The organism is Vibrio sp. EA2, from assembly GCF_033042495.1.
GTDB lineage: Bacteria > Pseudomonadota > Gammaproteobacteria > Enterobacterales > Vibrionaceae > Vibrio.
Map to the genome: position 1 here is coordinate 942,402 of NZ_JAWLID010000001.1, position 20,909 is coordinate 963,310.

Sequence of the window (20,909 nt, forward strand, 5' to 3'; positions counted from 1 at the left end):
TCAAATAGAGCGCCACCACCGCAATGATTACTGCTGGTTGACTTTTTGTTGAATGCGCAAAATTACGAATTCTGCGGGTTTAAGCGGGGCGAAGCCGACTTGAATGATGACCTGTCCGCGATCGATATCACCTTGAGTCATAGTGTCACCAAGACCACACCGTACAAAGAATGCCTCATTCGCTGTCTTGCCTTGGAAGGCGCCTGCTCGGAACAAGCCATTCATAAAAGAAAAGATGTTCGCTCTTAGAGCGCTCCACAGTGGGTGATCATTGGGCTCAAATACTGACCACTGAATACCGTTGTAAATACTTTGCTCAATAAATATAGCCGTGCGTCTAACCGGTACATAGCGCCATTCTGGATCTGCATTGGTCGCTAACGTTCTGCTACCCCAAAAAACGGGGCCGAAACTAGGGCGACTGCGCAGGCAATTAACACCTTTGGGGTTAAGGCCATCTTGTTCTAAGTCTTCCACGGAATACTGTAACCCACTGACACTTATACGGGTTTCTACACCCGCCGGGGCTTTCCACACTCCACGTCTACTATCAATTTTCGCCCACATTGCTGCGGCAATGGCAGAAGGCGGTATAGTCAGAGTTTTACTCGCAGTAGGGTTAGAATCAGGGTGGTAAAGCGGGTTACTCACGTTTACCCAGGGGTAATAAAGCACCGAATAGGTGGAGGTAGGTAAATCCATCGTACTGACATCATTGCCCGTCTTTAACTCTGTGTCAGCGGGCGGATCAACAATCACCATTCGACTCATGGTCGCTTCACAATGGCTAATGGTATTGCTAATAAAATCGTTACCACTGTCGTCTGCTGACCATTGCTGGCCGGGTAAAACAATGATTGACACATCTCGGTATTTTCTTAGTACATTGTTGTAGAAAGAAAGATAATCGCCAGCAGCAGGACCAGCTTCCTCACCATCCACCAAGGTTGCAAAGTTGTCGAAGGCGCCATCTGTGATTGCATTAGCTTCCGGGTTCGCAGTGGCATTATCCAATACCTCTACCACAATTAAACTAGCGCTACTGTTTACCACCTTTTCAACAAAGTTATCCTCCGTTGGGTCCATACTTAAACCGCGAAACGTTTGTGTCTTTATTGGAATAAAGTTATTACTGGCATCTTGGGTACCGACATGCAGCTCAAACAAATCACCATCATGGTCCACAGCGACTCGAAGCGCATTACCCCACCCACCTTCACTGGAAGCAGTGACCGACAACACGTCAGCCCCACCTTCTTGTAAGTTAACGGTGGCGGCATCGGGTGTGTTGACATTAGAATCTTCCAGCACACGGCAGATATAGGCTGCCCTACCACCATTTTGATAAAAAGCACGTACTGCAAGTGCCATATCGTCATTTTCGTCCTTGACACCAGATGACTGAGAATAGTCACCAAATTGGCTGACATATTCATCCCAAGAACCGATAAGTGTCGGGGTATTTGCTGGGCCTCTGAAGGTCGCACCAACAAAGGCGGCGGTAGAAGTGGACACTCCCTCAATAGGTTTTGAACCACTAGGAACTTCTTCTATATAAACACCGGGATGCAAATAGCTAGGCATGTTGAATCTCCGTCATAAGAATTTAAAGGGAATTAAATACTCGACGCAGATAAGGCAAGGATCTGAAGTCTAATTTCCTTATTGATATTCGTCCGTCCGTATTCTAATAATACTTGGCGAATCGTTCGTAGCACTATTATATACAATTAGTTTATTATCTGGGGAGTTTCAATGAAAATATTGTCAAATATTCGAAGCTATTCTCACTCTAATTCGTAAGTGCAAGATCACTAACGAATTATCAAACGCCTCCATACCTTGTTTTTAAACAGCCCCAAATAACTTTACCTGTCCTCGCAATAGACGAGATATCACAAATTGATATAAACAGGTTGCAAATGAGCCACCACACTAAATTAAAACGGAGCAATAAAGATGTAAGCTTGCTGGGCTAAATATTTGGTCTCGATGCTGGCACTGACCCAAACATAATTAACAACACCTAACAACCCGATGTTGCAGTTTGGTATCACTTTTAGCGCTGAATGTGGTAACCGTTATCGCTTTGATAAGCTATGTTTGACCAAGGCAAGGAGGGATAGCTTATGATCTATCGAATGCTGGCAGATCTTGTCGTAATACTCCACCTTTTCTTTATCATCTTCGCGTTGCTCGGAGGCTTGCTGGTACGATGGCGTGTCTATATGCTGTTTGTCCATATTCCTGCGGCAGTATGGGTTGCAATGATCAGTTTCAAAGGCTGGATCTGCCCTCTGACTCCCTTGGAAAACCAATTGAGGTACGAGGCAGGTAGCGAAGGTTATCAGGGAGGATTTGTCGAACACTATATCATTCCTGTTATTTACCCGGCGGAGTTGAGCCTTGATGTTCAGATTTTACTGGGTGTTGTCGCTGTGGGGATCAATATCATTATTTATGGGCTCGTCTATCATTGGTATAAGAGCAAGCAACAACGGTGATGGGAATGAAAAGCATGCTAGTTACCTTGGTGGTGTGCTACACACTTTTTACTCTTACTTTCTACTCACTGCAACGTCGATTTCTGTACTTTCCCCAGCTTGCCAGTGATGTTTACGGCGAGATGAATATCTGCTTCGTTGTAGATGGCGCACAGCTTTGTGGTTGGATGCTCAATGAAGGCCAGTCGCAGGCGCTAATCTATTACGGCGGGAACGCAGAAAGTATCGAAGCCAATATGTGAATAGACAGATTGCGTCCTACCTAACCCAAATAAAAAATTAGGCAATCAATCAGCAATTGACGTCATTGGTTTTCGTTATCTGAGCACCTAAATACTTGCCTTGTTTCGGGATCCGGCGATGTTTTGATTCAATCCAACGGCCTACCTAGGCTGAAACGAATTTAAATCTCATGGAGTCAGTGCCTTATGGTGAAAAAAGAGTTATCAAGGGTTCAAACTCCTAGCTGAACTCCCACCTTGCACTCCGCCATATTTAGTAAAAAGGCCGCTAAGAAATTAGCGGCCTCTTTCGTCTCAGTTTTTTTCTAGTGTTTCAACCTTTCAATTAAATCCTGTTGATACTCAGGCAGTTTCGATCGCGAGACAGATTGAAATGCTAAAGGCGTTAGGTAAGTCATCCCTGCATGTAACGCGCTCGCTTTCATCGGTAAGAAAACGTCTTCTAACTTAACACCAATCCTTCCTGATTCACCGTATGTGCTCGTGCCACCAGCTGCAGTTGTAACCAACAACATTTCTTTACCTTGCCATAAACCAGGTCCTACACTTCCCCATACATCGTTCATGTAAGCTTTCATCATTGGAGTGATGTTGAACCAATGAGTTGGAAACATAAATACGATGCGGTCATGTTGTCTTGTTAACTCACGCTCTTTTTGGCCGTCTATAGCACGGGTATCAAAGCCATATATGGTTTCAAGATTTCTGACAGTCACGCCCTCAACACTTTCGGCGGCTTGCTGCATCCCTTTGGTCATCACAGAGCGCTCAGGATAAGGGTGAGAAACAATGACTAGCGTTTTTATTTCCGTCTTATGAACCTGCTCTGCAGCAGATACAGCATTGATGCAGGCGAGCCATAGCATCTGGCAAGCAACTAAAAATCCAGCTCGCTTAAGTACGCTATACTTTTTCATTTGCGTTGTTCCTATCTTTATTTATGTAGACTGTTTTTCTTACATAAAATGAAGCCCGGCAAACCGGGCTTCAATGACTACTTTAATGATGGCTAGATTTTATTGACCAGCAGCATATTGCTCATCAGTGACTTTCTCTTTCCAGATAACATTTTTGCCATCTTTCGATGCCGTAACAACAAGGTGTGTCATTGGAGCTTCAGGAGTCGCGCCGTGCCAGTGATCGATACCTGGTGGACACCAAACGCTCTCGTTTTCGCTAAAGCGAATAACTTTACCGTCTCGGGTGCCAGTAAGAGCCACACCAGAAGTGACAATCATATGCTGACCTGCTGGGTGCATGTGCCACGCTGTACGAGCACCTTTTTCAAATGTCACATAAGCAGCACTGTAATTCGCGACATCATTTTCTGGGAATAACATGTCTACTTTAACATTACCAGTGAACAAGTCTTCTGGTCCATTGAACGACTTCAGGTCCTTCGCGCGATACGCTTGTTGACCTTCTGTTGCTTCCTCAGAAGCACTCACGGTAGAAACCATTGCCGTCGATGAAACAATCCCTGCTAGTAACGTTAAAACGAGTTTATTTTTCATGATAATCTTCCCTGTTATTTATTTAAAACCGAGTCCAGAACTTGTTGTGCGTTGTTAGCAACATCTTCACCAACTTGTTTTTCAATGATGGTGATGAATTCTTTTAGCTCATCAACAGTTACGTCATTATTCATACTAATATTGTAGTGAGCAGCTAACTGGCTGTTTACGCCCGGTATATTGGATAAAGTGGCAATGGTTGCGATTTCACGTTGTTTCCAACTCAACACATCACGAGCGAAAATGTCACCAAACAAATGAGATTTTAGGTACTCATCAATTTGAGGAGAAAAATCAAATAACGGCCCTTTCACTTCAACACCGATTAGCTTAGTTTGGTTCTCTGCACCAAATTCCAGGCTGGTTTTGTCTGTCGGTAATGGAGATGGCTCAGGCCCGACAACATCTTCGATTCCATTGCTCTTTCTTTCTTCGACAACCTGCATAAATGCCGCCAACGCATTCAGGCTACGTGGGAAACCAGCGTAAGCGTATAATTGACCTAAGACTTCCTTGGTTTCGTTTATGGTTAAACCAGCGTCTAATCCTTCATTCAGGCTTACTTTCAACTTATCAATTTCACCACTAGCCGCAAACGCCGCGATCGGAATAATCGCCTTTTCTTTTTCGTCAAAACCTTCTGCAGCTGTTGCTGTATTTATCGACAATACCGCTAACAAACCCGCCACCAACATGGACCATTTACTGACATATCTGCCTATACGAAACATTTGAGTCTCCCTATACCCTTTTGTATTTATGAGTACTTCAAGTGTACTCTCATATATAAACTTATCTCAAAATCCGCATAGTACTTTGCCTAGAAGAGTCTAATTATTGCCTAATCTTCTATTAAATAATTTCACTTAGGATAAAGATAAAAGAAAAAACAATATGTTACATTCGGAAACATTTTAAACTAATGCAAGAACTTGACTATTTGTAATATAAAGCTAGCTGACTTGAAGATAAAATAGCGATGACTGATCGTTTATTAATTATCTTAATAATGGTTAGTCGCAGGAAAGTATTACTTGGTATGTGCGGATCTTAGATGAAGCAGTGCGCGAAAATAAAAAAGACCTATTAATCGCAAGGATCAACAGGCCTTCTTACAATCTTATGGGTATTACTCGATAACTTCGATAGTGACTTTCATTGAACCACCAGAAGTAAAGCGAGATAAATCTCCGTCAACTTTACCTAGGTTAATCAGGCCAGACGCGTATCCGAAACTCTTATAAAACACGACCAGGTTACCCCAAGGTGCATAGTACGAGATATCCCCCGCCTTTGAGCTCACGCCTGCGGGTGCTCCTTGCTTGGTTAACTTTGATGGCAAGTAGGCTATTTTTTCAGTACTTGCGTAATCTTCCAGTTCTACCGTTAATGGCAGTTGAGCCACAAAGTCTTGTGAACTCGGGCTGTCATTTAAGGTTGCAGTGACGGTTTGATCGTCAAACACAAAACGAATTTTCATGGTACTTTCCCCAGTAATAGATCCACTCTCAGTAGCGAAACAAAATTGGCTAATAATTAATGCGGGCAACACGGTAAGCATGGTTAAAATGTTTTTGTACCACTTGTTTAAAAACATAATAGTGATTCCCTTCTGCAGTATCAGAGATTACGTAATACTCGTGACATTCTTTGCAAGCCTTCAAGTAATTGCGCTCTCGGGCAAGCCATATTGAGACGAATATAACCCTCGCCCGGGCCTCCATAAACCGTGCCCTGATTGAGCATTACAGCCCCTTCACTGATCAACTTTTCGCCGATTTCAGCGGAAGGTATATCTAGCTTGCGACAATCGATCCATGCCAGATACGTGGCCTCCTGCTTAATGACACTTAAACGTGGCAATTGTCGGTTGATAAACTCAACGACCGTCAAATAGTTCTGATGCAGATACTCCCTCAACGCATCCAGCCATGCTTCACCTTCGTCATATGCCGCCATTAATGCGGTCACACCAAAAGGGTTCACATCGCATACTTCATGAATATTCAATGCGCGGTCGATTTTGTCACGTAGTGATTTATCAGCAGTGATGATATTGGCGATTTGCAGCCCCGCAATATTGAACGACTTACTTGGTGAGTTTGTGGTCACTGTGTTTGCAAGGAAGTCATCGCCTAATGCAGCAAACGGCTGGTGCTCATTTCCTGGAAACGTAAGATCACAATGAATTTCATCACTGATCACTTTGACACCATGCTTGAAGCAGATCTCGCCTAGTTTGATAAGCTCTTCTTTTGTCCACGCTCGACCGACCGGGTTGTGTGGATTACATAGAATTAAAACTTTGACATCACCTCTTGAGGCTTTGCGTTCGAGATCTTCAAAATCCATTTCGTAATAACCATCACGATTAACTAATGGATTTTCAACTAGGTGACATTCCATATTGCGAATCGAACTGAAAAAGCAGTTATACGCTGGCGTCTGCACAATAACGCCATCACCTGGATTAGTCAGTGCTTTTAGTATTGCTGATAATGCAGGAACAACGCCCGATGTGTACTGTATCCATTCAGGTTTAATGTGGAAGTTATGCCTTCTACTAAACCAGTTAATAACCGAGTTATAGTAGCCTTCTGGCACTTTCGTATAACCAAACACACCGTGTTCAACACGTTTTTTCAACGCGTTAACGATAGGCTCGGCAGTGCGGAAGTCCATGTCCGCAACCCACATCGGTAAAATGGCGTCATTACTCACACTGTCCCACTTAACGCTGCCTGTTCCCTGCCGTTCAACAATTTGATCAAAGTTGAAAGATGACATTACGTTCTTACCTCAAATTCCGTTTCAATTGTGCACCCTCCTGGGTTCTTACAATGCTTATCAAGGATAATTTCGCCGATAGAGCGCGCCTTGATAGAACCAGACAACGGGTTCTTAACACTGATAATGTCGGAAACAATTTCTGCGTTCAATGTCGCGTATTCAAAACACAGATCTGTCTCCTCCATTACACAGTTTTCCATAACCAGGTCCTGCGCGTAACACAACGGTTGCTCACCGCGTATTGTACAGTTCACTAAGCGTAAGTTTTTAGAATGCCAACCTAAATATTCGCCATCTAAAACACTGTCATACACCGTCACATTTTCTGTACCCCAAAATGCATCTTTAGAGTCCAAATACGCATTGCGAATCGTGACGTTTTTAGCATCTTGGAACGAGTAGTTTCCTTGCAGCTTGAAACCGTCAATATCAACATTTTCACAGTTCATAAACACATAGTCAGCGCCGCGCATTTCAACATTATTAAGGCTGACATTGTCACACATCCACAATGTTTCACCCGCATTAGGAAATCGTGAGTTTTCGATAGTAAGATTCGAGACGCGGCGAAACATTTTAGGTGCTTCGACAACACAGTTGTTCATGGTTAGGTTCTCTGTGTACCAAATTGCCGCTCGTGCATATACCGTAAACAGACTCTGCTCAATTAGGATTTCATTACTGTGCCAGAATGGGTACTTACCCATAAACTCACAGTGTTTAACCATTATATTTTGAGTATGTTTAAGTGCTGACTCCCCTGGGTAAAATCGCACTTTATGCAGATATTTGTTTTCTTCCGCGTATAACGGTCTTTCACCTTCAAAAAAGGTGTCGCAGATTTTCTCTTGATTACAGAGATTTTCTTGAATTGTCTTTGATAGAGTCATGGTGTACCTGAACTTAGCGAATTTGGGATAATCGTTGACGTATACCAACGCTTTAAATTATTTATATTTGAGCAACAAACGCCCCGGGCGCCACACAGGTACCCTACTAATCATTGTTATTATTGTATTTAGCGTAGGTAATTAAATAAGTTACCCACACTAACACTTAATAAAAAAGGTAAGGAATACAAAAAAGGCAGTGGACCGGTAAACCTTACGCAAAACTACTTACAAGAGATCGTCTCTTAGGTGACAACCTCTTTAATACATTTATTTCCACCTATATTGCTCATGAGCAGGTCAATATAGATTTTTTGAATATTTCAGACGTTATTTTCTTTTATTTATTACTTAAGAAAATCGATAGAAATATTCTTCTCGTTTATTTAGAGCCTAAAACCTTCTCCAGAACTTGGCTGGCATTTTCCGCCACTTCCTTTCCACAGTGCTGCGCCATTTCGCCAACAAACTCTTTTAACAAGCTTGGGGTGATACCATTATTCAGACTGATGCCAAAATGGGCCTGAAGCTGACCATTCACACCCTGCATATTTGCCAAGGCTGCAATTGTCGCTAACTCTCGTTCTTTCCATGTCAGTACATCACGTTGGAAAATATCACCAAACAGATGTGCTTTAAGATACAGGTCGATTTCAGGGGCAAAATCAAACAAGGCACCAGAAACAGGTTGTCCGACTAACTGTGTTTGATTTTTAGTACCAAAACTTAAGCTACTTTCGTCTGTTGGTAGTGGGCTTGACGCTTCCCCTTCCGGGTCAACAATACCTTGTTGCTTCCGCTCTCCTACGATCGCCATAAACGTTCCCAACGCATTAAGGCTTCTTGGAAAGCCGGTGTAAGCATACATCTGAACCAGTATTTCTTTGGTTTCACTGACGGTAAGACCAGCGTTCAGACCTTCGACCAAACTCGTCTTCAGATTTTCAATATCACCACTTGCCGTGAATGCCGCGATTGGGATGATGGCTTTCTCTTTATTAGAAAAGTGTTCTTGCATGGTTCCCCCCGAAATTTGAGTCAAAGGTAAATAGTTGTCTCGTACGACTTGAGCCCGAGAAAGTGAGCTCTGTTTACTGTGACGACATGTTTAAATTTACGCCTAAATTGCAAAAACCGTTAGCCTAATGGTTGCCAATATTTGCCTAATTATCCAAATGAGTGTTTTGGTGTAGAAAGCAGAATGGAGGCTAGACTTGAAATTACCCCACAGCAACTATGGTGTAACTCGTTGTTATATATCCATTTATAGATATATAAAGTATAACTTAGCGAGTGAGATCGCGAGAGATCGGCCACGTAAAATGTGATAAATTGGTCAATAAGGAATTGCCTAATAATCTTTACATAAAAAAAATAGCTGTTATAACTAAATAGTCAAAACCAGAAGTAGTCCAACCCTTTGGTTGCCCATGGAGTAGCTATGAACGACTCACACAACATGAATGCAGCAGCATCAATCCTCGCTGAAAAAATCCAAAAGTGGACCGGTGACGCCACGCAATTTGATACCGCAATTCCAGGGCTGAAATTAAGTCGATGGACAACGCCAACACCACCAACCAGTTACACCCATAACCCAAGTATCTGCCTGATTGCGCAGGGCAAGAAGCGTGTGTTACTTGGTGAAGATAGCTACACCTATGATGCCAACCATTTTTTGATTTCATCCGTTAATCTCCCTATTACCGCCAACATTCTGGAAGCAAGTGAAGAAGAGCCATACCTAGGCTTGATAATGGAACTGGATTTACAAGAGATCTCTCAACTCATTGTTGATAGTGAGCTTTCTTTTAATAACAGCAGAGAAGCAGAAAAAGGGATAGCGGTAGGTGAACTTTCTAACTCATTACAAGATGCGTTCATTCGCCTGATGGCGCTGTTAGATGAGCCAGATGACATTAAGATCCTTGCACCAGTTATCAAGCGAGAAATTTTTTACCGACTATTAATGACTGAGCAAGGCGCTCGTTTAAACCAGATCGTGACAACAGGCAGCCACAGCCATCAAATCTCGAAAGCGATTGACTGGCTTAAGAACAACTTTGTAAAGCCATTAAGTGTAAGTGACCTTGCGGCCTACAGCGGTATGAGTAAATCTGCTTTTTACACGCATTTCCGTTCGATGACATCAATGACGCCATTACAGTTCCAGAAGAAATTGCGACTCAGTGAAGCACGTCGATTGATGCTGACAGAGAACTTAGATGCAATGGCGACAACATTTAGAGTTGGCTATGAAAGCCCTTCCCAATTCAGCCGTGAATATAGCCGCCTGTTTGGTGCGCCACCTTCGAAAGATATTAAAGCCCTAAAAGAAGCCAACACGCCTTAAAGGTCTACTCCTCCGGTGACAACCACCGGAGGAAGCCTCTCTCAAGCACAAAATTCAGCTCCATAAATCCTCCCCTTCTCACCAACAAAATAACCATAAACTTTTTACGGTTTATTTGTTCAAATTAACTTACTTTTGGGCAAAATAAAACCAGCATTAAAATTACGCTCAATGCATCAACCAAATAAAAACACCATAAATTACAAAAAGTTAAGTTAAATCATGGTAAGTTATGAGTTGTCATTTTATTTTTCAGCTTCATAAATTTGGAGGAATAGGCAATACTCGGGGACGATCCGACATTCACGAAAACCCTTTCGTCTTCTAAAATACGCCCTATAGTAAATACGTTTGCGATTCAATTTGTGAGCGATAAATAAACGGCTTGTGACTGTCTGGTTTTGCGACCATAAATCATAAGTGATAACACCTTAGAAGGATGTGACGATGCAATTAGACTTCTCATACTACAACCCAACAACCATTCACTTTGGTAAAGATTCTTTAGCAAAACTAGACAGCGAACTACCAAACTACGGCGAAACGGTCATGTTGGTCTATGGCCGTAACGCGATTAAATCAAACGGCCTTTACGATAAAGTCATCGCTAGCCTAACAGCAGCAGGCAAAAAAGTCGTTGAACTGTCTGGTGTTATGCCTAACCCTACTTATGCGAAAATGATGGAAGGCGTTGAGCTTGTTCGTGAGCACAACGTAGACCTGATTCTTGCTGTTGGTGGTGGTTCAGTTGTTGACTGTGCAAAAGGTATCGCAGTCTCAGCACACTGTACCGATGAAGACCCATTCCAAAAATACTGGGTAGAATGGCAAGATATCTCAAACGAAGTTGTGCCTGTAGCTTCTATTCTTACCATGGTAGGTACTGGTTCAGAAATGAACGGTGGCTCAGTGATCACTCATGAAGAAACGAAAAACAAAGCGGGTCGCGTATTCCCGCCAGTAGCTTACCCTAAGTTTTCTATCCTGAACCCTGAGTACACATTTACCGTATCTCAGTACCAAATGGTAAGTGGTGTATTTGATACGATGTCTCACCTTATGGAGCAATACTTCTCTGATCAAGGTGCAAACACAACTGACTACGTTATTGAAAGCTTGCTTAAATCTTCAATCGATAACCTACGTGCAGCTCTGAAAGATCCAGAAGATTACGAAGCTCGCAGCAACATCATGTGGAACGCGACTTTAGCGCTGAACACAATCACTGGCTTGTCTAAGACTCAAGACTGGCAAGTACATATGATTGAGCACCAGCTTGGCGCTTACACAGACTGTGCTCACGGTATGGGTCTGGCTGCAATATCTCTGCCTTACTACCGCCTAATCTACAAATTTGGTTTAGACAAATTCGTACGTTACGCAACACAAGTTTGGGGCGTATCTGCTGAAGGCAAAACGAAAGAAGAAATTGCACTTGCAGGTATTGATGCACTAGAAGCATTCACTAAAGAGTGTGGCATTGTTACTTCTCTTCAAGAGCTGGGCGCAACAAAAGAGATGCTACCAAAAATTGCAGAAACAACCATCATCATTGGTAATGGTTATAAAAAGCTAACGACTGACGAAGTTCTGAACATTCTGGAAGACTGTTTCTAACCGTCTGTTGTTACTAAATAAAATAAAAAAGCGAGCTTCATAGCTCGCTTTTTGTTTTTCCGATTTTTGGCTAGTTGATGGATTATCCTATTGAAGCCATATCGATAACAAAACGATGCGCCAAGTCACCAGCCGCTAGCTGTTTAAATGCATCGTTAATTTCATCCATTTTGATCATTTCACATTCTGGATAAATGTTGTGCTCTGCACAGAATTCTAATAGCTCTTGCGTTTCAGCAATACCGCCGATCAGAGAACCAGCAACACGACGACGACCGAACACTAGCGGAACACTCATTAGTTCTTCTAACGGACCAACCTGACCAACAATCACAAGTGAACCATCTAGATCCAGTAATGGTGTGTAGAGGTTAACGTCATGTTTGGTTGGAACCGTATCGATGATAAGGTCGAACGAAGAAGCGGCATCTTGCATAGACTGCTCGTCAGTTGACGCCAGAATAGCCTTGGCACCCAACGCTTTTGCTTGCTGCTCCTTGCTGGTTGTACGGCTGATTACCGTTACTTCAGCGCCCATCGCTACAGCCAGTTTAACTGCCATATGGCCCAGACCGCCCAAACCAATGACCCCTACTCGCGAACCTTTAGTGACGTTCCAGGTACGTAGCGGAGAGTATGTTGTAATACCAGCACAAAGAATAGGCGCAGTACGAGACATATCTAGAGAGTCTGGCACGCTTAATACAAATTCTTCGCGAACCACGATGTGTTTAGAGTAACCACCTTGCGTGATTTCACCAGTATGACGATCTGGCGCACCGTAAGTCGGTGTCATACCATTGCGACAGTACTGCTCTTCGCTGTCATGGCAGTGATCACATTCCTGACAACTGTCGACCATACAACCAACAGCGACTCGGTCACCCACTTTGTATTTGGACGCTTCAGCGCCTACAGAAGTAACGATACCAACAATTTCATGGCCAGGAACAAGCGGGTAAGGCTGAGGGCCCCAGTCACCGTTCACTGTGTGTAAATCTGAGTGGCATACACCACAATAGGTTATTTCAATCGCGACATCATTTGGACGTAACTCTCTGCGTTCGAAATGATATGGTACAAGATCCGTATTTTCTGATTGTGCCGCGTATCCAACTGTTTTCATGTCACAATATCCTTTTATTCTCTATTGCTTAATAAAATAGGATGACTATCAAATAGATGTCATCACTGTCACCTTATACCCTTAGTGATCACAGTTCTTGCCCGATAATCTCTTATCCTTGCTCAATAGTAGTCACCCGAAATCAGATTAAGCGAGGCTCAACGGTAATCATTCATATAGTGTCGTCTGCGCACAAAAAGCATAGGGTTGCTATCTATTCACTTAGCCGTGGAATAAAACCTAAAGTCACGAGGTAAATCAGAAAAGAAGCCACCAGTTCCTCTCCCATTCACACACCTTCACAATCTCAGTCAAAGTGATTAGCCGTCGGGAGATATTTATGCCTAAATATAGGAATAATATCCATATCCAAACATATGCCCCAACCTAAGAGAAAGTGAGAAGTAAATGCCGGAACAAAACCCGCAATCTATTCAGCGTAATACTTATCCTGAACCAATCAGAATCGGTTTTATTCTCCAACCACATTTTTCTCTCATGGCCTTTACCGCTGCGATGGATGCACTGATTACGGCCAACCTTGTACATGAAATGGAACACTTTCAAATCCAAACCTTCGGTATCGATTCACGCAAGGTACTTAGCGACATTGGAATAGACATAGCAACAGATGCAACGGTTGAGTCTTTGAACTTACATAACAGAGGCTCACTGGATTGGCTGTTTGTGTGCGGAGGTTACCGTTGCAGCACTCAAGCTTCACTTCCGCTCACTGAATGTTTAACTTCCGCCCACAATCAAAAAGTGAGCCTGGGAAGCATCTGGAATGGAACCATTGCTCTGGCACACGCGGATACCCTCGAAGAGACGACACCTTCGGCGGTACATCCCAACAGCCATCAGTTTATTCATTCGACATTTCCCACTCTGGCGTTATCAACACATACGTATGAAGTCTCGGCCAATCGTGCTAGTTGTGCGGGACCAAACAGTGCAATGGAAATGATGCTGAATATTATTGAGGCGAAATTTGATAAACAGTTAGTACGTGCTGTACGCGAGATTTTAAGCTGTGATCAAGCATCTGAGGGAAGACAAGCAATATTACACAGCCAACCAAACAAGCCGTCGGTGGATACCCTCGCCCGCCCAGAGGCATTACAAGACGCAATTACTCTTATGGAGTCAAACATTGAAGAGCCTTTGACCCCTGATGAACTGGCACGATTTTTATCGATGTCACGCAGACAGCTAGAGCGTCTATTTCAAACCCATTTAGAACTGTCACCATCAAGGTATTATTTGAAACTACGTCTGTTAGCGGCACATAAAGAGTTGGAGAAGAATAAAGAACCGATCATTCAAATCGGCTTAAGCTGTGGCTTTGTGAGTAGCAGTCACTTCAGTAACTGTTTTAAAGACTTCTTTGGTTACACACCGACTCAACTGCGTCAAAACATGAAGAGTAAAAATTCCGGTCATCCAACGCGATGACAAGCCAAGTTCCGATAAAAACAGCGGCCATAAAAAAAGAAGACACAGAGCCCGCTGTGTCTTCTTTGGCTTAGTAAGTGAGTGTCAACACCAAGGACGAGAGATAGAAAATATCAACACTCAATCACATTAACAGCTAAGCCACCTGTTGATGTTTCTTTATATTTGTCCTGCATGTCCAAGCCAGTATCACGCATCGTTTTGATAACTTTATCCAGAGAGACGAAGTGCTCCCCGTCGCCACGTAGCGCCATTTGTGCAGCGTTGATTGCTTTCATTGCCGCAATCGCATTGCGCTCGATACAAGGTACCTGAACAAGCCCGCCGACCGGGTCACAGGTTAATCCCAAGTTATGCTCTAAGCCGATTTCTGCTGCATTTTCAATTTGTAGTGGCGTTCCCCCTAGAACGGCACAAACACCAGCCGCAGCCATTGCGCACGCGGAGCCAACTTCACCCTGGCAACCCACTTCCGCGCCAGAGATAGACGCATTCTTCTTGCATAGAATACCTATCGCTGCTGCTGTGAGTAGAAAATCAACCACCTGCTCGTCAGAGCAATTCGGAGTGAACTCTTTGAAGTACATTAATACTGCTGGAATGATACCCGCCGCACCGTTGGTCGGTGCCGTCACCATTCGACCACCAGCCGCATTTTCTTCGTTAACCGCCAATGCGTATAAATTGACCCAATCCATGCCGCTAAGTGTGGAGCTGATGACATTCGGATTAGCGCAATAGACAAGCGAATCAAACAGTTTCTTTGCACGGCGTTTAACATTTAGCCCGCCTGGTAACACGCCTTCAGCACTGAGGCCATTAGAAATACAAGATTTCATTGCGTACCAGATATTAAGCAAGCCGTCGCGGATCTCCTGCTCTGAGCGCCAAACCTTTTCGTTTTCCAGCATCAGTTCGCTGATACTAAGATTATTTTGTTCGCATAACTGCAGAAGTTCTTCACCGCTATGAAAGTCATAAGGCAGAGTAACAGTATCGGTTGCAGACGACTCTGACTGAGCTTCCTTCTTATCTAAAATGAAACCACCGCCTACTGAGAAGTATGCATTTCGATATAGCGTATTTCCGCTTTCATCGATAGCAATGATTTCCATTGCGTTAGGATGATAAGGATGCACTTCACGTAAGAATTTCATGTCGTTTGGCCAATCAAACGCAACTAACTTTTTACGCTTTAGCCATAGGTCACCACCTTGCTTTAACTCCTGTGTGATAACCGGGATCGTAGCTGTGTCGACGGTGTCAGGCAGTTCTCCCATCAGACCAACGATAATGGCGGAATCTGTGCCGTGACCGACACCAGTCGCGCTCAAGGAGCCCATTAACTTAACCACGATACGATGAGTCGCCTCTAAGAAACCTAACTCATCTAACTCGTTGGCAAATCGATTGGCGGCAACCATAGGGCCTACGGTGTGCGAACTTGATGGTCCAACGCCAATTTTAAACAAATCAAAAACACTGATAGACATCCCTTGCTACTCCTATCAATGGCTTAAAATAATGGTGCGAGTACCGGATAAAAATACCCGTCTCTCAACATGATGTTTTACGGCATTAAACAAGGTGATTCTTTCTACATCCTGGCCTTTAGCAATCAAGTCTTCTGGGTAGTGAGCGTGCCCGACTTCCTGGAGGCCTTGAGAGATGATCGGACCTTCATCCAAATCGTTGTTTACGTAGTGGGCCGTTGCACCAACCATCTTCACGCCTTTTTCCCAGGCCTGATGATATGGGCGAGCGCCTTTAAAGCCTGGTAACAAAGAGTGATGGATGTTGATTGCACGTCCACTTAAACGTTCGCATAGCCAAGGAGAGAGAATCTGCATGTAGCGTGCCAATACAACCAATTCGATGTCGTACTCATCCAGCAAGCGAACGATTTCCGCTTCTTGCTCTGGCTTGGTCTCTGGAGTAATCGGCAGATGGTGGTAAGGAATACCGTGCCACTTAGCCAAGTTTTCCAAATCTGGATGATTAGAGATGATAACCGGCACTTCAACGTTCAACTGACCGGTACGGTAGCGATACAGCAAATCGTTCAGGCAGTGATCGTATTTTGACACCAGGATAGCCATGCGCATGCGCTGACCGGAAGCGGTTAGATTCCACTCCATAGAGAAATCTTTCGCTCTTACACCAAATTCTGAGTCAAACTGCTGCGGATCAAAATCTGGTTCTGCAGGAATAAACTCAATACGAATAAAAAACTGACCCGTTGCTCTGTCATCGAATGACTGAATTTCGTTGATGTAGTGACCAACGCTCGCCAAATAACGAGTAACGACGTCAACAGTACCGCTTACACTTGGACAATGTGCGGTAAGAATCCAAGTTTGAGTTGAATTTTCCATAGTTCCCTCTACTCATGGTATAGCCGGTACATCCCGTACCGGCTCGATAACAAGTTAGCTAGCTTTATTTCGCGATGGTCAGACCAAACTCTAAGCTTGCATCTTGAATCCACAACCATAGGTAGTCAGCGAAACTACGACGGATGACCAACTCGAACTTGTCTTCGTCAAGACGACGAATGATTGCGCCACTTTTCGCGAAAACTGTTGAAACCACTTTTCCAACTGGGAACTCGCTAGGATGAAGATCAATCGGCGTTGATTTTTTCAGCACATCTACAGCATGAGTACCAGATAGCTCTAGAATTGTTGAGCCGCCGCTACCGTTAACCAGAGAGTAGTGACCTTTCATCTGCTCACGAAACGCAGATTCAACATCAAAGGCAGCCAATCCAGGTACAGTAATTAACCATTCATCCGGCGCCAACCAACGAGCAGCAAAATCACCTTTCGACGTTGATGTTAAAGGCTCTAGCGGTAATAAGAAGCCAAGAATCGAAGATACCGTTTTGATCATTTCTTCGTTTTCTGGATCGCATCGTAAAGTCAGATGCCCCATCAGCTTCACTTCTTTCAGAACCACACCTTGGCGGTCTGGTGGCATACTTGCTAGTTTATCGAACTCAGCATGATGCAAAGGAGATTCACCGAAAATTTCTCCACCAGGTACCTGGTTCATTAGGTCAACCAATGGTTGTGTGTTTTCTTTTTCAATCAATGTTGTATCAGACATTTTGGCGCTCTCCCTTTGGATCCAAAAATACAGAGCTGCAGATTTCAGCTTCAATCACGCTACCGTCGACTTGAGGGTAGTAAACCTTTTCTCCCATGCGGTCCAGACCACCTTTTACAAAGCCCATCGCGATACTGCGATTCAGGTTTGCACTCCAGTAGCTAGACGTAATGTGCCCAACCATTGGAACAGGAATTGGCGCATTTGGATCAAGCACACCTTGTGAGCCTTCAGGGATAACGACATTCGGGTCGATTGTTTTCAAGCCAACCAGTTGTTTACGGTTCTCTCTCACACAATCCTCACGAGCCATGCCTCGTTTACCGATAAAGCTGAATGGTTTGCTGTTTGCTACACACCATCCCATGCCTAAGTCGTAAGGGTGAACACTTCCGTCTGTATCCTGACCTGCGATGATGAAACCTTTCTCAGCACGTAGGATGTGCATCGTTTCAGTACCGTAAGGCGTGATGTCGTATTTCGCACCGTGCTCCATCAGCTTCTTCCAAACGTGTAGGCCGTAGTTAGCCTGAACGTTGATTTCGAATGAGAGTTCGCCAGTGAATGAGATACGGAAGATACGCGCTGGTACGCCAGCAACCGTTGCTTGTTTCCAGTCCATGAACTTAAAGTTATCTTTGCTGAGATCACAATCTGTCAGTTCTTGCAGCAGTTTACGGCTGTTTGGTCCAGAAATTGTTGCTGTTGCCCAGTGGTCAGTAACCGAAGTAAAGTACACTTCAAGTTCTGGCCATTCTGTTTGATGGTATAGCTCTAACCACTCAAGTACGTGCGCTGCACCACCGGTCGTCGTCGTCATCAAGAAGTGGTTTTCACCAAGACATGACGTTACACCATCGTCAAACACCATACCGTCTTCGCCACACATCAAGCCGTAGCGACATTTACCAACTGGCAGTTTTGCCCATGCATTACTGTAAATACGGCCTAAGAATTCACGCGCGTCTTTACCTTGAATATCGATCTTACCAAGAGTCGATGCATCCAGAATACCGACTGAGTTACGTACCGCCAGACATTCACGATCCAGTGATTGTTGCATCGTTTCTGCTGGTTTAGGGAAGTACCATGGACGTTTCCATTGACCAACATCTTCAAACTCTGCGCCATTTTCTAAGTGCCACTGATGCATTGCAGTGTAACGCTTAGGATCAAACAGCTCTTTACAGTTACGTCCAGCAATCGCACCAAAGGTAACCGGCGTGTAGTTTGGACGGAAGATTGTCGTACCCGTTTCCGGAATTGACTTGTTCAACGCATTGGCTGCGATAGCCATACCATTAATGTTACCTAGCTTACCCTGGTCGGTACCAAAGCCCATTGCAGTGTAACGTTTAACGTGTTCGATAGACTCAAAACCCTCACGACATGCCAGTTCAATACCAGCTGCTGTTACGTCGTTTTGGAAGTCGACAAACTGTTTAGGCGCTTTCGATGTCTTTTTAGGGTGCGGGATATGGAACAATGCCATTGGTTTTGCTACCGGCAACTCATTCGTTTTTGGTAGCGCAACATCCACTGCACTCAGGCCGAGCTCTTGGATTGCTTTATTACCAGCGTCAATACCTTCTTGCATTGCACCTTTAGTAGTAAAGTTACCGTTGATCGCACCGGCAATCAGTTGCTTCTGCTTAGTTTCACCAGGAACAAAACCGATGACCTCTTCGTTCCACACAGGGCGGCTGCCAGTGTGACAAGAAAGGTGTACTGCTGGGCTGTAGCCACCTGATGTTGCGATCGTATCAACTTGTAGCGTCTCGCTCGAACCGTCAACTTTCTTACCGCTCGCGTCGAGTTTGTTAATACGAACGCCAGTTACGCGCTTGCTTCCTAGCGCTTCAACAACCGCAGAGCCTTTGATGACACGGATACCCGCTTTAATCACGCTCTGGATAATTGCACTGTCCGCATTTGCGCGGGTATCAACAACGGCAGCAACTTTACGACCTGCACTATGCCAATCCAATGCGGTCTGGTAACCACTGTCATTCGTCGTCATAACGACAAGGCTTTGACCTGGAACCACTGAGTAGCGGTTAATGTATGTTGATACAGCGCTACAAAGCATGCTGCCTGGTAAGTCGTTATTACCAAATACAAGTGGACGCTCATGAGAGCCTGATGCCAACACTACCCATTTCGCGCGAACACGATGCAAACGCTGACGAGCAGTATGCTTAGGCGCTAAATCAGTCAGGTGATCTGTACAGCGCTCGTGGATAGTTAAGAAGTTATGGTCATGGTAGCCGTTCACGGTTGAGCGTGGTAGTAACTTCACTTCCGGACACGCTTCAAGCTCAGCCAGTACATCTTGCACCCATTGAGTCGCTGGTCGGTTATCTACTTGTTCTTTAGTGTTAAGTAGGTTGCCGCCCATCTCACTTTGCTCGTCTGCAAGAATTACGCGAGCGCCACTGCGTGCTGCTGTTAATGCAGCCATCAGACCTGCAGGGCCTGCACCAACGACTAAAACGTCGCAGTGTTGGTTTATATTTTCGTAACGGTCTGGATCGTTCTCTAATGGTGAGCGACCTAGTCCCGCAGCGCTACGAATGTATTTTTCGTAGGTTTCCCACATTGATTTTGGGTACATGAACGTTTTGTAGTAAAAGCCTGGAGGCATCATGCCACCGCCGACTTTACCTAAAACACCCATAATATCTTTATCAACATTCGGCCAGCCGTTGGTTGACTGACAAACAAGACCATCGTAAAGCTCTTGCTGTGTTGCACGAATGTTTGGAACCTGCGTTGCTTCTGTCGCACCAAGTTGGAAGATTGCATTTGGCTCTTCTGCACCTGCCGCGATGATGCCGCGAGGACGACTGTATTTAAAACTACGACCTACAACATCAACACCATTTGCTAATAGCGCTGAAGCCAATGTGTCACCAGCATAACCTGGGTATGACTTACCATTGAATTCAAAAGTCACTGACTTGGACTGGTCAACTCGACTTTGTGATGAAATACGATTTACTTGTGTCATCCTTAACACTCCTTACTCTGCAGCCAGTGAAGGTTGCTCACCAATCTTGTAGACTTCTTTAATTTCATAAGTCTGCGTATCGCGTGTCATGTTGAAAAACTTGCGACAACCCGCTGCATGCACCCACATTTCGTGGTGAAGTCCTCTTGGGTTCTTACGGAAGAATAGGTATTGACCCCACTCTTCATCTGTACAGCTGTCCGCATCGACTGGACGTGTAATGTGAGCCTGACCTTTTGGGTGGAACTCTTCTTCTTCGCGATACTCACAGCAGTGAGGGCAATAAATCAGAAACATAAT

Annotated in this window: 19 protein-coding genes; 5 read left to right on the forward strand and 14 right to left on the reverse strand. The window is 44.3% G+C overall.

All coding sequences use genetic code 11. The annotated features are described in order from the left end of the window. Window positions 1-27 precede the first annotated feature (27 nt). The gene (locus RXX31_RS04155; protein ID WP_317587831.1) at window positions 28-1,584 is read right to left on the reverse strand and encodes a phage tail sheath family protein; all 1,557 of its coding nucleotides are present in this window, start codon (window positions 1,582-1,584) and stop codon (window positions 28-30) included. 545 nt (window positions 1,585-2,129) lie between these two features. Here RXX31_RS04155 and RXX31_RS04160 point away from each other — a divergent pair. Together RXX31_RS04160 and RXX31_RS04165 are read left to right on the forward strand one after the other, a co-directional pair. Next, window positions 2,130-2,504, forward strand: a complete 375-nt coding sequence (locus tag RXX31_RS04160; protein ID WP_317587832.1) for a DUF2784 domain-containing protein — start codon at window positions 2,130-2,132, stop codon at window positions 2,502-2,504. Window positions 2,505-2,509: 5 nt separating this feature from the next. After that, the gene (locus RXX31_RS04165; protein ID WP_317587833.1) at window positions 2,510-2,746 is read left to right on the forward strand and encodes a hypothetical protein; all 237 of its coding nucleotides are present in this window, start codon (window positions 2,510-2,512) and stop codon (window positions 2,744-2,746) included. A gap of 305 nt (window positions 2,747-3,051) precedes the next feature. On the opposite strand, the gene RXX31_RS04170 is transcribed toward RXX31_RS04165, so the two are convergent. The 7 genes from RXX31_RS04170 to RXX31_RS04200 all read right to left on the reverse strand — a co-directional run bounded on the left by RXX31_RS04170 (window position 3,052) and on the right by RXX31_RS04200 (window position 8,958). After that, the gene (locus RXX31_RS04170; RefSeq protein WP_317587834.1) at window positions 3,052-3,663 is read right to left on the reverse strand and encodes an NAD(P)H-dependent oxidoreductase; all 612 of its coding nucleotides are present in this window, start codon (window positions 3,661-3,663) and stop codon (window positions 3,052-3,054) included. 99 nt (window positions 3,664-3,762) lie between these two features. Continuing rightward, window positions 3,763-4,260 (reverse strand): cupin domain-containing protein, encoded by a 498-nt coding sequence (locus RXX31_RS04175; RefSeq protein WP_317587835.1) that lies wholly within the window; start codon window positions 4,258-4,260, stop codon window positions 3,763-3,765. Window positions 4,261-4,274: 14 nt separating this feature from the next. Beyond that, a complete protein-coding gene (locus RXX31_RS04180) occupies window positions 4,275-4,991 on the reverse strand; it encodes a carboxymuconolactone decarboxylase family protein (RefSeq protein ID WP_317587836.1) in 717 nt (238 codons plus the stop codon). A gap of 398 nt (window positions 4,992-5,389) precedes the next feature. After that, on the reverse strand, window positions 5,390-5,740 hold the full coding sequence (locus RXX31_RS04185) for a cyclophilin-like fold protein (RefSeq protein ID WP_317587837.1): 351 nt from the start codon (window positions 5,738-5,740) through the stop codon (window positions 5,390-5,392). A gap of 140 nt (window positions 5,741-5,880) precedes the next feature. Continuing rightward, a complete protein-coding gene (locus RXX31_RS04190; protein WP_317587838.1) occupies window positions 5,881-7,047 on the reverse strand; it encodes a MalY/PatB family protein in 1,167 nt (388 codons plus the stop codon). Continuing rightward, window positions 7,047-7,940 carry a DUF3737 family protein gene (locus RXX31_RS04195; protein ID WP_317587839.1) on the reverse strand — a complete coding sequence of 298 codons (894 nt, stop codon included), beginning with the start codon at window positions 7,938-7,940 and terminating at the stop codon, window positions 7,047-7,049. The genes RXX31_RS04190 and RXX31_RS04195 overlap by 1 nt, the downstream gene beginning before the upstream one ends. Window positions 7,941-8,322: 382 nt before the next feature. Continuing rightward, window positions 8,323-8,958 (reverse strand): carboxymuconolactone decarboxylase family protein, encoded by a 636-nt coding sequence (locus tag RXX31_RS04200; RefSeq protein WP_411197963.1) that lies wholly within the window; start codon window positions 8,956-8,958, stop codon window positions 8,323-8,325. A 423-nt stretch (window positions 8,959-9,381) separates the two neighbouring features. Between RXX31_RS04200 and RXX31_RS04205 the strand changes: the two genes are divergently transcribed. Together RXX31_RS04205 and RXX31_RS04210 are read left to right on the forward strand one after the other, a co-directional pair. Then, the gene (locus RXX31_RS04205) at window positions 9,382-10,293 is read left to right on the forward strand and encodes an AraC family transcriptional regulator (protein ID WP_317587841.1); all 912 of its coding nucleotides are present in this window, start codon (window positions 9,382-9,384) and stop codon (window positions 10,291-10,293) included. Window positions 10,294-10,740: 447 nt separating this feature from the next. Continuing rightward, a complete protein-coding gene (locus tag RXX31_RS04210; RefSeq protein WP_317587842.1) occupies window positions 10,741-11,910 on the forward strand; it encodes an iron-containing alcohol dehydrogenase in 1,170 nt (389 codons plus the stop codon). A gap of 82 nt (window positions 11,911-11,992) precedes the next feature. On the opposite strand, the gene RXX31_RS04215 is transcribed toward RXX31_RS04210, so the two are convergent. After that, entirely contained in the window at window positions 11,993-13,036 is a 1,044-nt protein-coding gene (locus RXX31_RS04215) for an NAD(P)-dependent alcohol dehydrogenase (RefSeq protein WP_317587843.1), read from the reverse strand. A gap of 408 nt (window positions 13,037-13,444) precedes the next feature. On the opposite strand from RXX31_RS04215, the gene RXX31_RS04220 reads away from it, so the two are divergent. Continuing rightward, complete coding sequence (locus RXX31_RS04220) at window positions 13,445-14,491, forward strand: GlxA family transcriptional regulator (RefSeq protein ID WP_317587844.1); 1,047 nt, start codon at window positions 13,445-13,447, stop codon at window positions 14,489-14,491. Window positions 14,492-14,604: 113 nt separating this feature from the next. Here the strand turns inward: RXX31_RS04220 and RXX31_RS04225 are convergent, their stop codons facing one another. The 5 genes from RXX31_RS04225 to RXX31_RS04245 form a co-directional block, all read right to left on the reverse strand. Continuing rightward, window positions 14,605-15,984, reverse strand: a complete 1,380-nt coding sequence (locus tag RXX31_RS04225) for an L-serine ammonia-lyase (RefSeq protein ID WP_317587845.1) — start codon at window positions 15,982-15,984, stop codon at window positions 14,605-14,607. 15 nt (window positions 15,985-15,999) lie between these two features. Further along, window positions 16,000-16,866: a formyltetrahydrofolate deformylase gene (gene purU, locus RXX31_RS04230; protein ID WP_317587846.1), complete on the reverse strand. Its 867-nt coding sequence runs from the start codon at window positions 16,864-16,866 to the stop codon at window positions 16,000-16,002. A gap of 64 nt (window positions 16,867-16,930) precedes the next feature. Beyond that, on the reverse strand, window positions 16,931-17,599 hold the full coding sequence (locus RXX31_RS04235) for a sarcosine oxidase subunit gamma (protein WP_317587847.1): 669 nt from the start codon (window positions 17,597-17,599) through the stop codon (window positions 16,931-16,933). Continuing rightward, window positions 17,592-20,609: a sarcosine oxidase subunit alpha gene (locus tag RXX31_RS04240; protein WP_317587848.1), complete on the reverse strand. Its 3,018-nt coding sequence runs from the start codon at window positions 20,607-20,609 to the stop codon at window positions 17,592-17,594. The genes RXX31_RS04235 and RXX31_RS04240 overlap by 8 nt, the downstream gene beginning before the upstream one ends. 12 nt (window positions 20,610-20,621) lie before the next feature. Beyond that, window positions 20,622-20,906 (reverse strand): sarcosine oxidase subunit delta, encoded by a 285-nt coding sequence (locus RXX31_RS04245; protein ID WP_317587849.1) that lies wholly within the window; start codon window positions 20,904-20,906, stop codon window positions 20,622-20,624. Window positions 20,907-20,909: the final 3 nt, after the last annotated feature.

Bases quoted from the DNA above. Each gene is read 5' to 3' on its own strand.
- RXX31_RS04160 (WP_317587832.1), top strand. From the start codon at position 2,130: ATGATCTATCGAATGCTGGCAGATCTTGTCGTAATACTCCACCTTTTC.
- RXX31_RS04205 (WP_317587841.1), top strand. From the start codon at position 9,382: ATGAACGACTCACACAACATGAATGCAGCAGCATCAATCCTCGCTGAA.
- RXX31_RS04215 (WP_317587843.1), bottom strand. From the start codon at position 13,036: ATGAAAACAGTTGGATACGCGGCACAATCAGAAAATACGGATCTTGTA.
- RXX31_RS04200 (WP_411197963.1), bottom strand. From the start codon at position 8,958: ATGCAAGAACACTTTTCTAATAAAGAGAAAGCCATCATCCCAATCGCG.
- RXX31_RS04180 (WP_317587836.1), bottom strand. From the start codon at position 4,991: ATGTTTCGTATAGGCAGATATGTCAGTAAATGGTCCATGTTGGTGGCG.
- RXX31_RS04170 (WP_317587834.1), bottom strand. From the start codon at position 3,663: ATGAAAAAGTATAGCGTACTTAAGCGAGCTGGATTTTTAGTTGCTTGC.
- RXX31_RS04225 (WP_317587845.1), bottom strand. From the start codon at position 15,984: ATGTCTATCAGTGTTTTTGATTTGTTTAAAATTGGCGTTGGACCATCA.
- RXX31_RS04240 (WP_317587848.1), bottom strand. From the start codon at position 20,609: ATGACACAAGTAAATCGTATTTCATCACAAAGTCGAGTTGACCAGTCC.
- RXX31_RS04155 (WP_317587831.1), bottom strand. From the start codon at position 1,584: ATGCCTAGCTATTTGCATCCCGGTGTTTATATAGAAGAAGTTCCTAGT.
- RXX31_RS04175 (WP_317587835.1), bottom strand. From the start codon at position 4,260: ATGAAAAATAAACTCGTTTTAACGTTACTAGCAGGGATTGTTTCATCG.
- purU (WP_317587846.1), bottom strand. From the start codon at position 16,866: ATGGAAAATTCAACTCAAACTTGGATTCTTACCGCACATTGTCCAAGT.
- RXX31_RS04190 (WP_317587838.1), bottom strand. From the start codon at position 7,047: ATGTCATCTTTCAACTTTGATCAAATTGTTGAACGGCAGGGAACAGGC.
- RXX31_RS04245 (WP_317587849.1), bottom strand. From the start codon at position 20,906: ATGTTTCTGATTTATTGCCCTCACTGCTGTGAGTATCGCGAAGAAGAA.
- RXX31_RS04185 (WP_317587837.1), bottom strand. From the start codon at position 5,740: ATGAAAATTCGTTTTGTGTTTGACGATCAAACCGTCACTGCAACCTTA.
- RXX31_RS04165 (WP_317587833.1), top strand. From the start codon at position 2,510: ATGAAAAGCATGCTAGTTACCTTGGTGGTGTGCTACACACTTTTTACT.
- RXX31_RS04195 (WP_317587839.1), bottom strand. From the start codon at position 7,940: ATGACTCTATCAAAGACAATTCAAGAAAATCTCTGTAATCAAGAGAAA.
- RXX31_RS04235 (WP_317587847.1), bottom strand. From the start codon at position 17,599: ATGTCTGATACAACATTGATTGAAAAAGAAAACACACAACCATTGGTT.
- RXX31_RS04220 (WP_317587844.1), top strand. From the start codon at position 13,445: ATGCCGGAACAAAACCCGCAATCTATTCAGCGTAATACTTATCCTGAA.
- RXX31_RS04210 (WP_317587842.1), top strand. From the start codon at position 10,741: ATGCAATTAGACTTCTCATACTACAACCCAACAACCATTCACTTTGGT.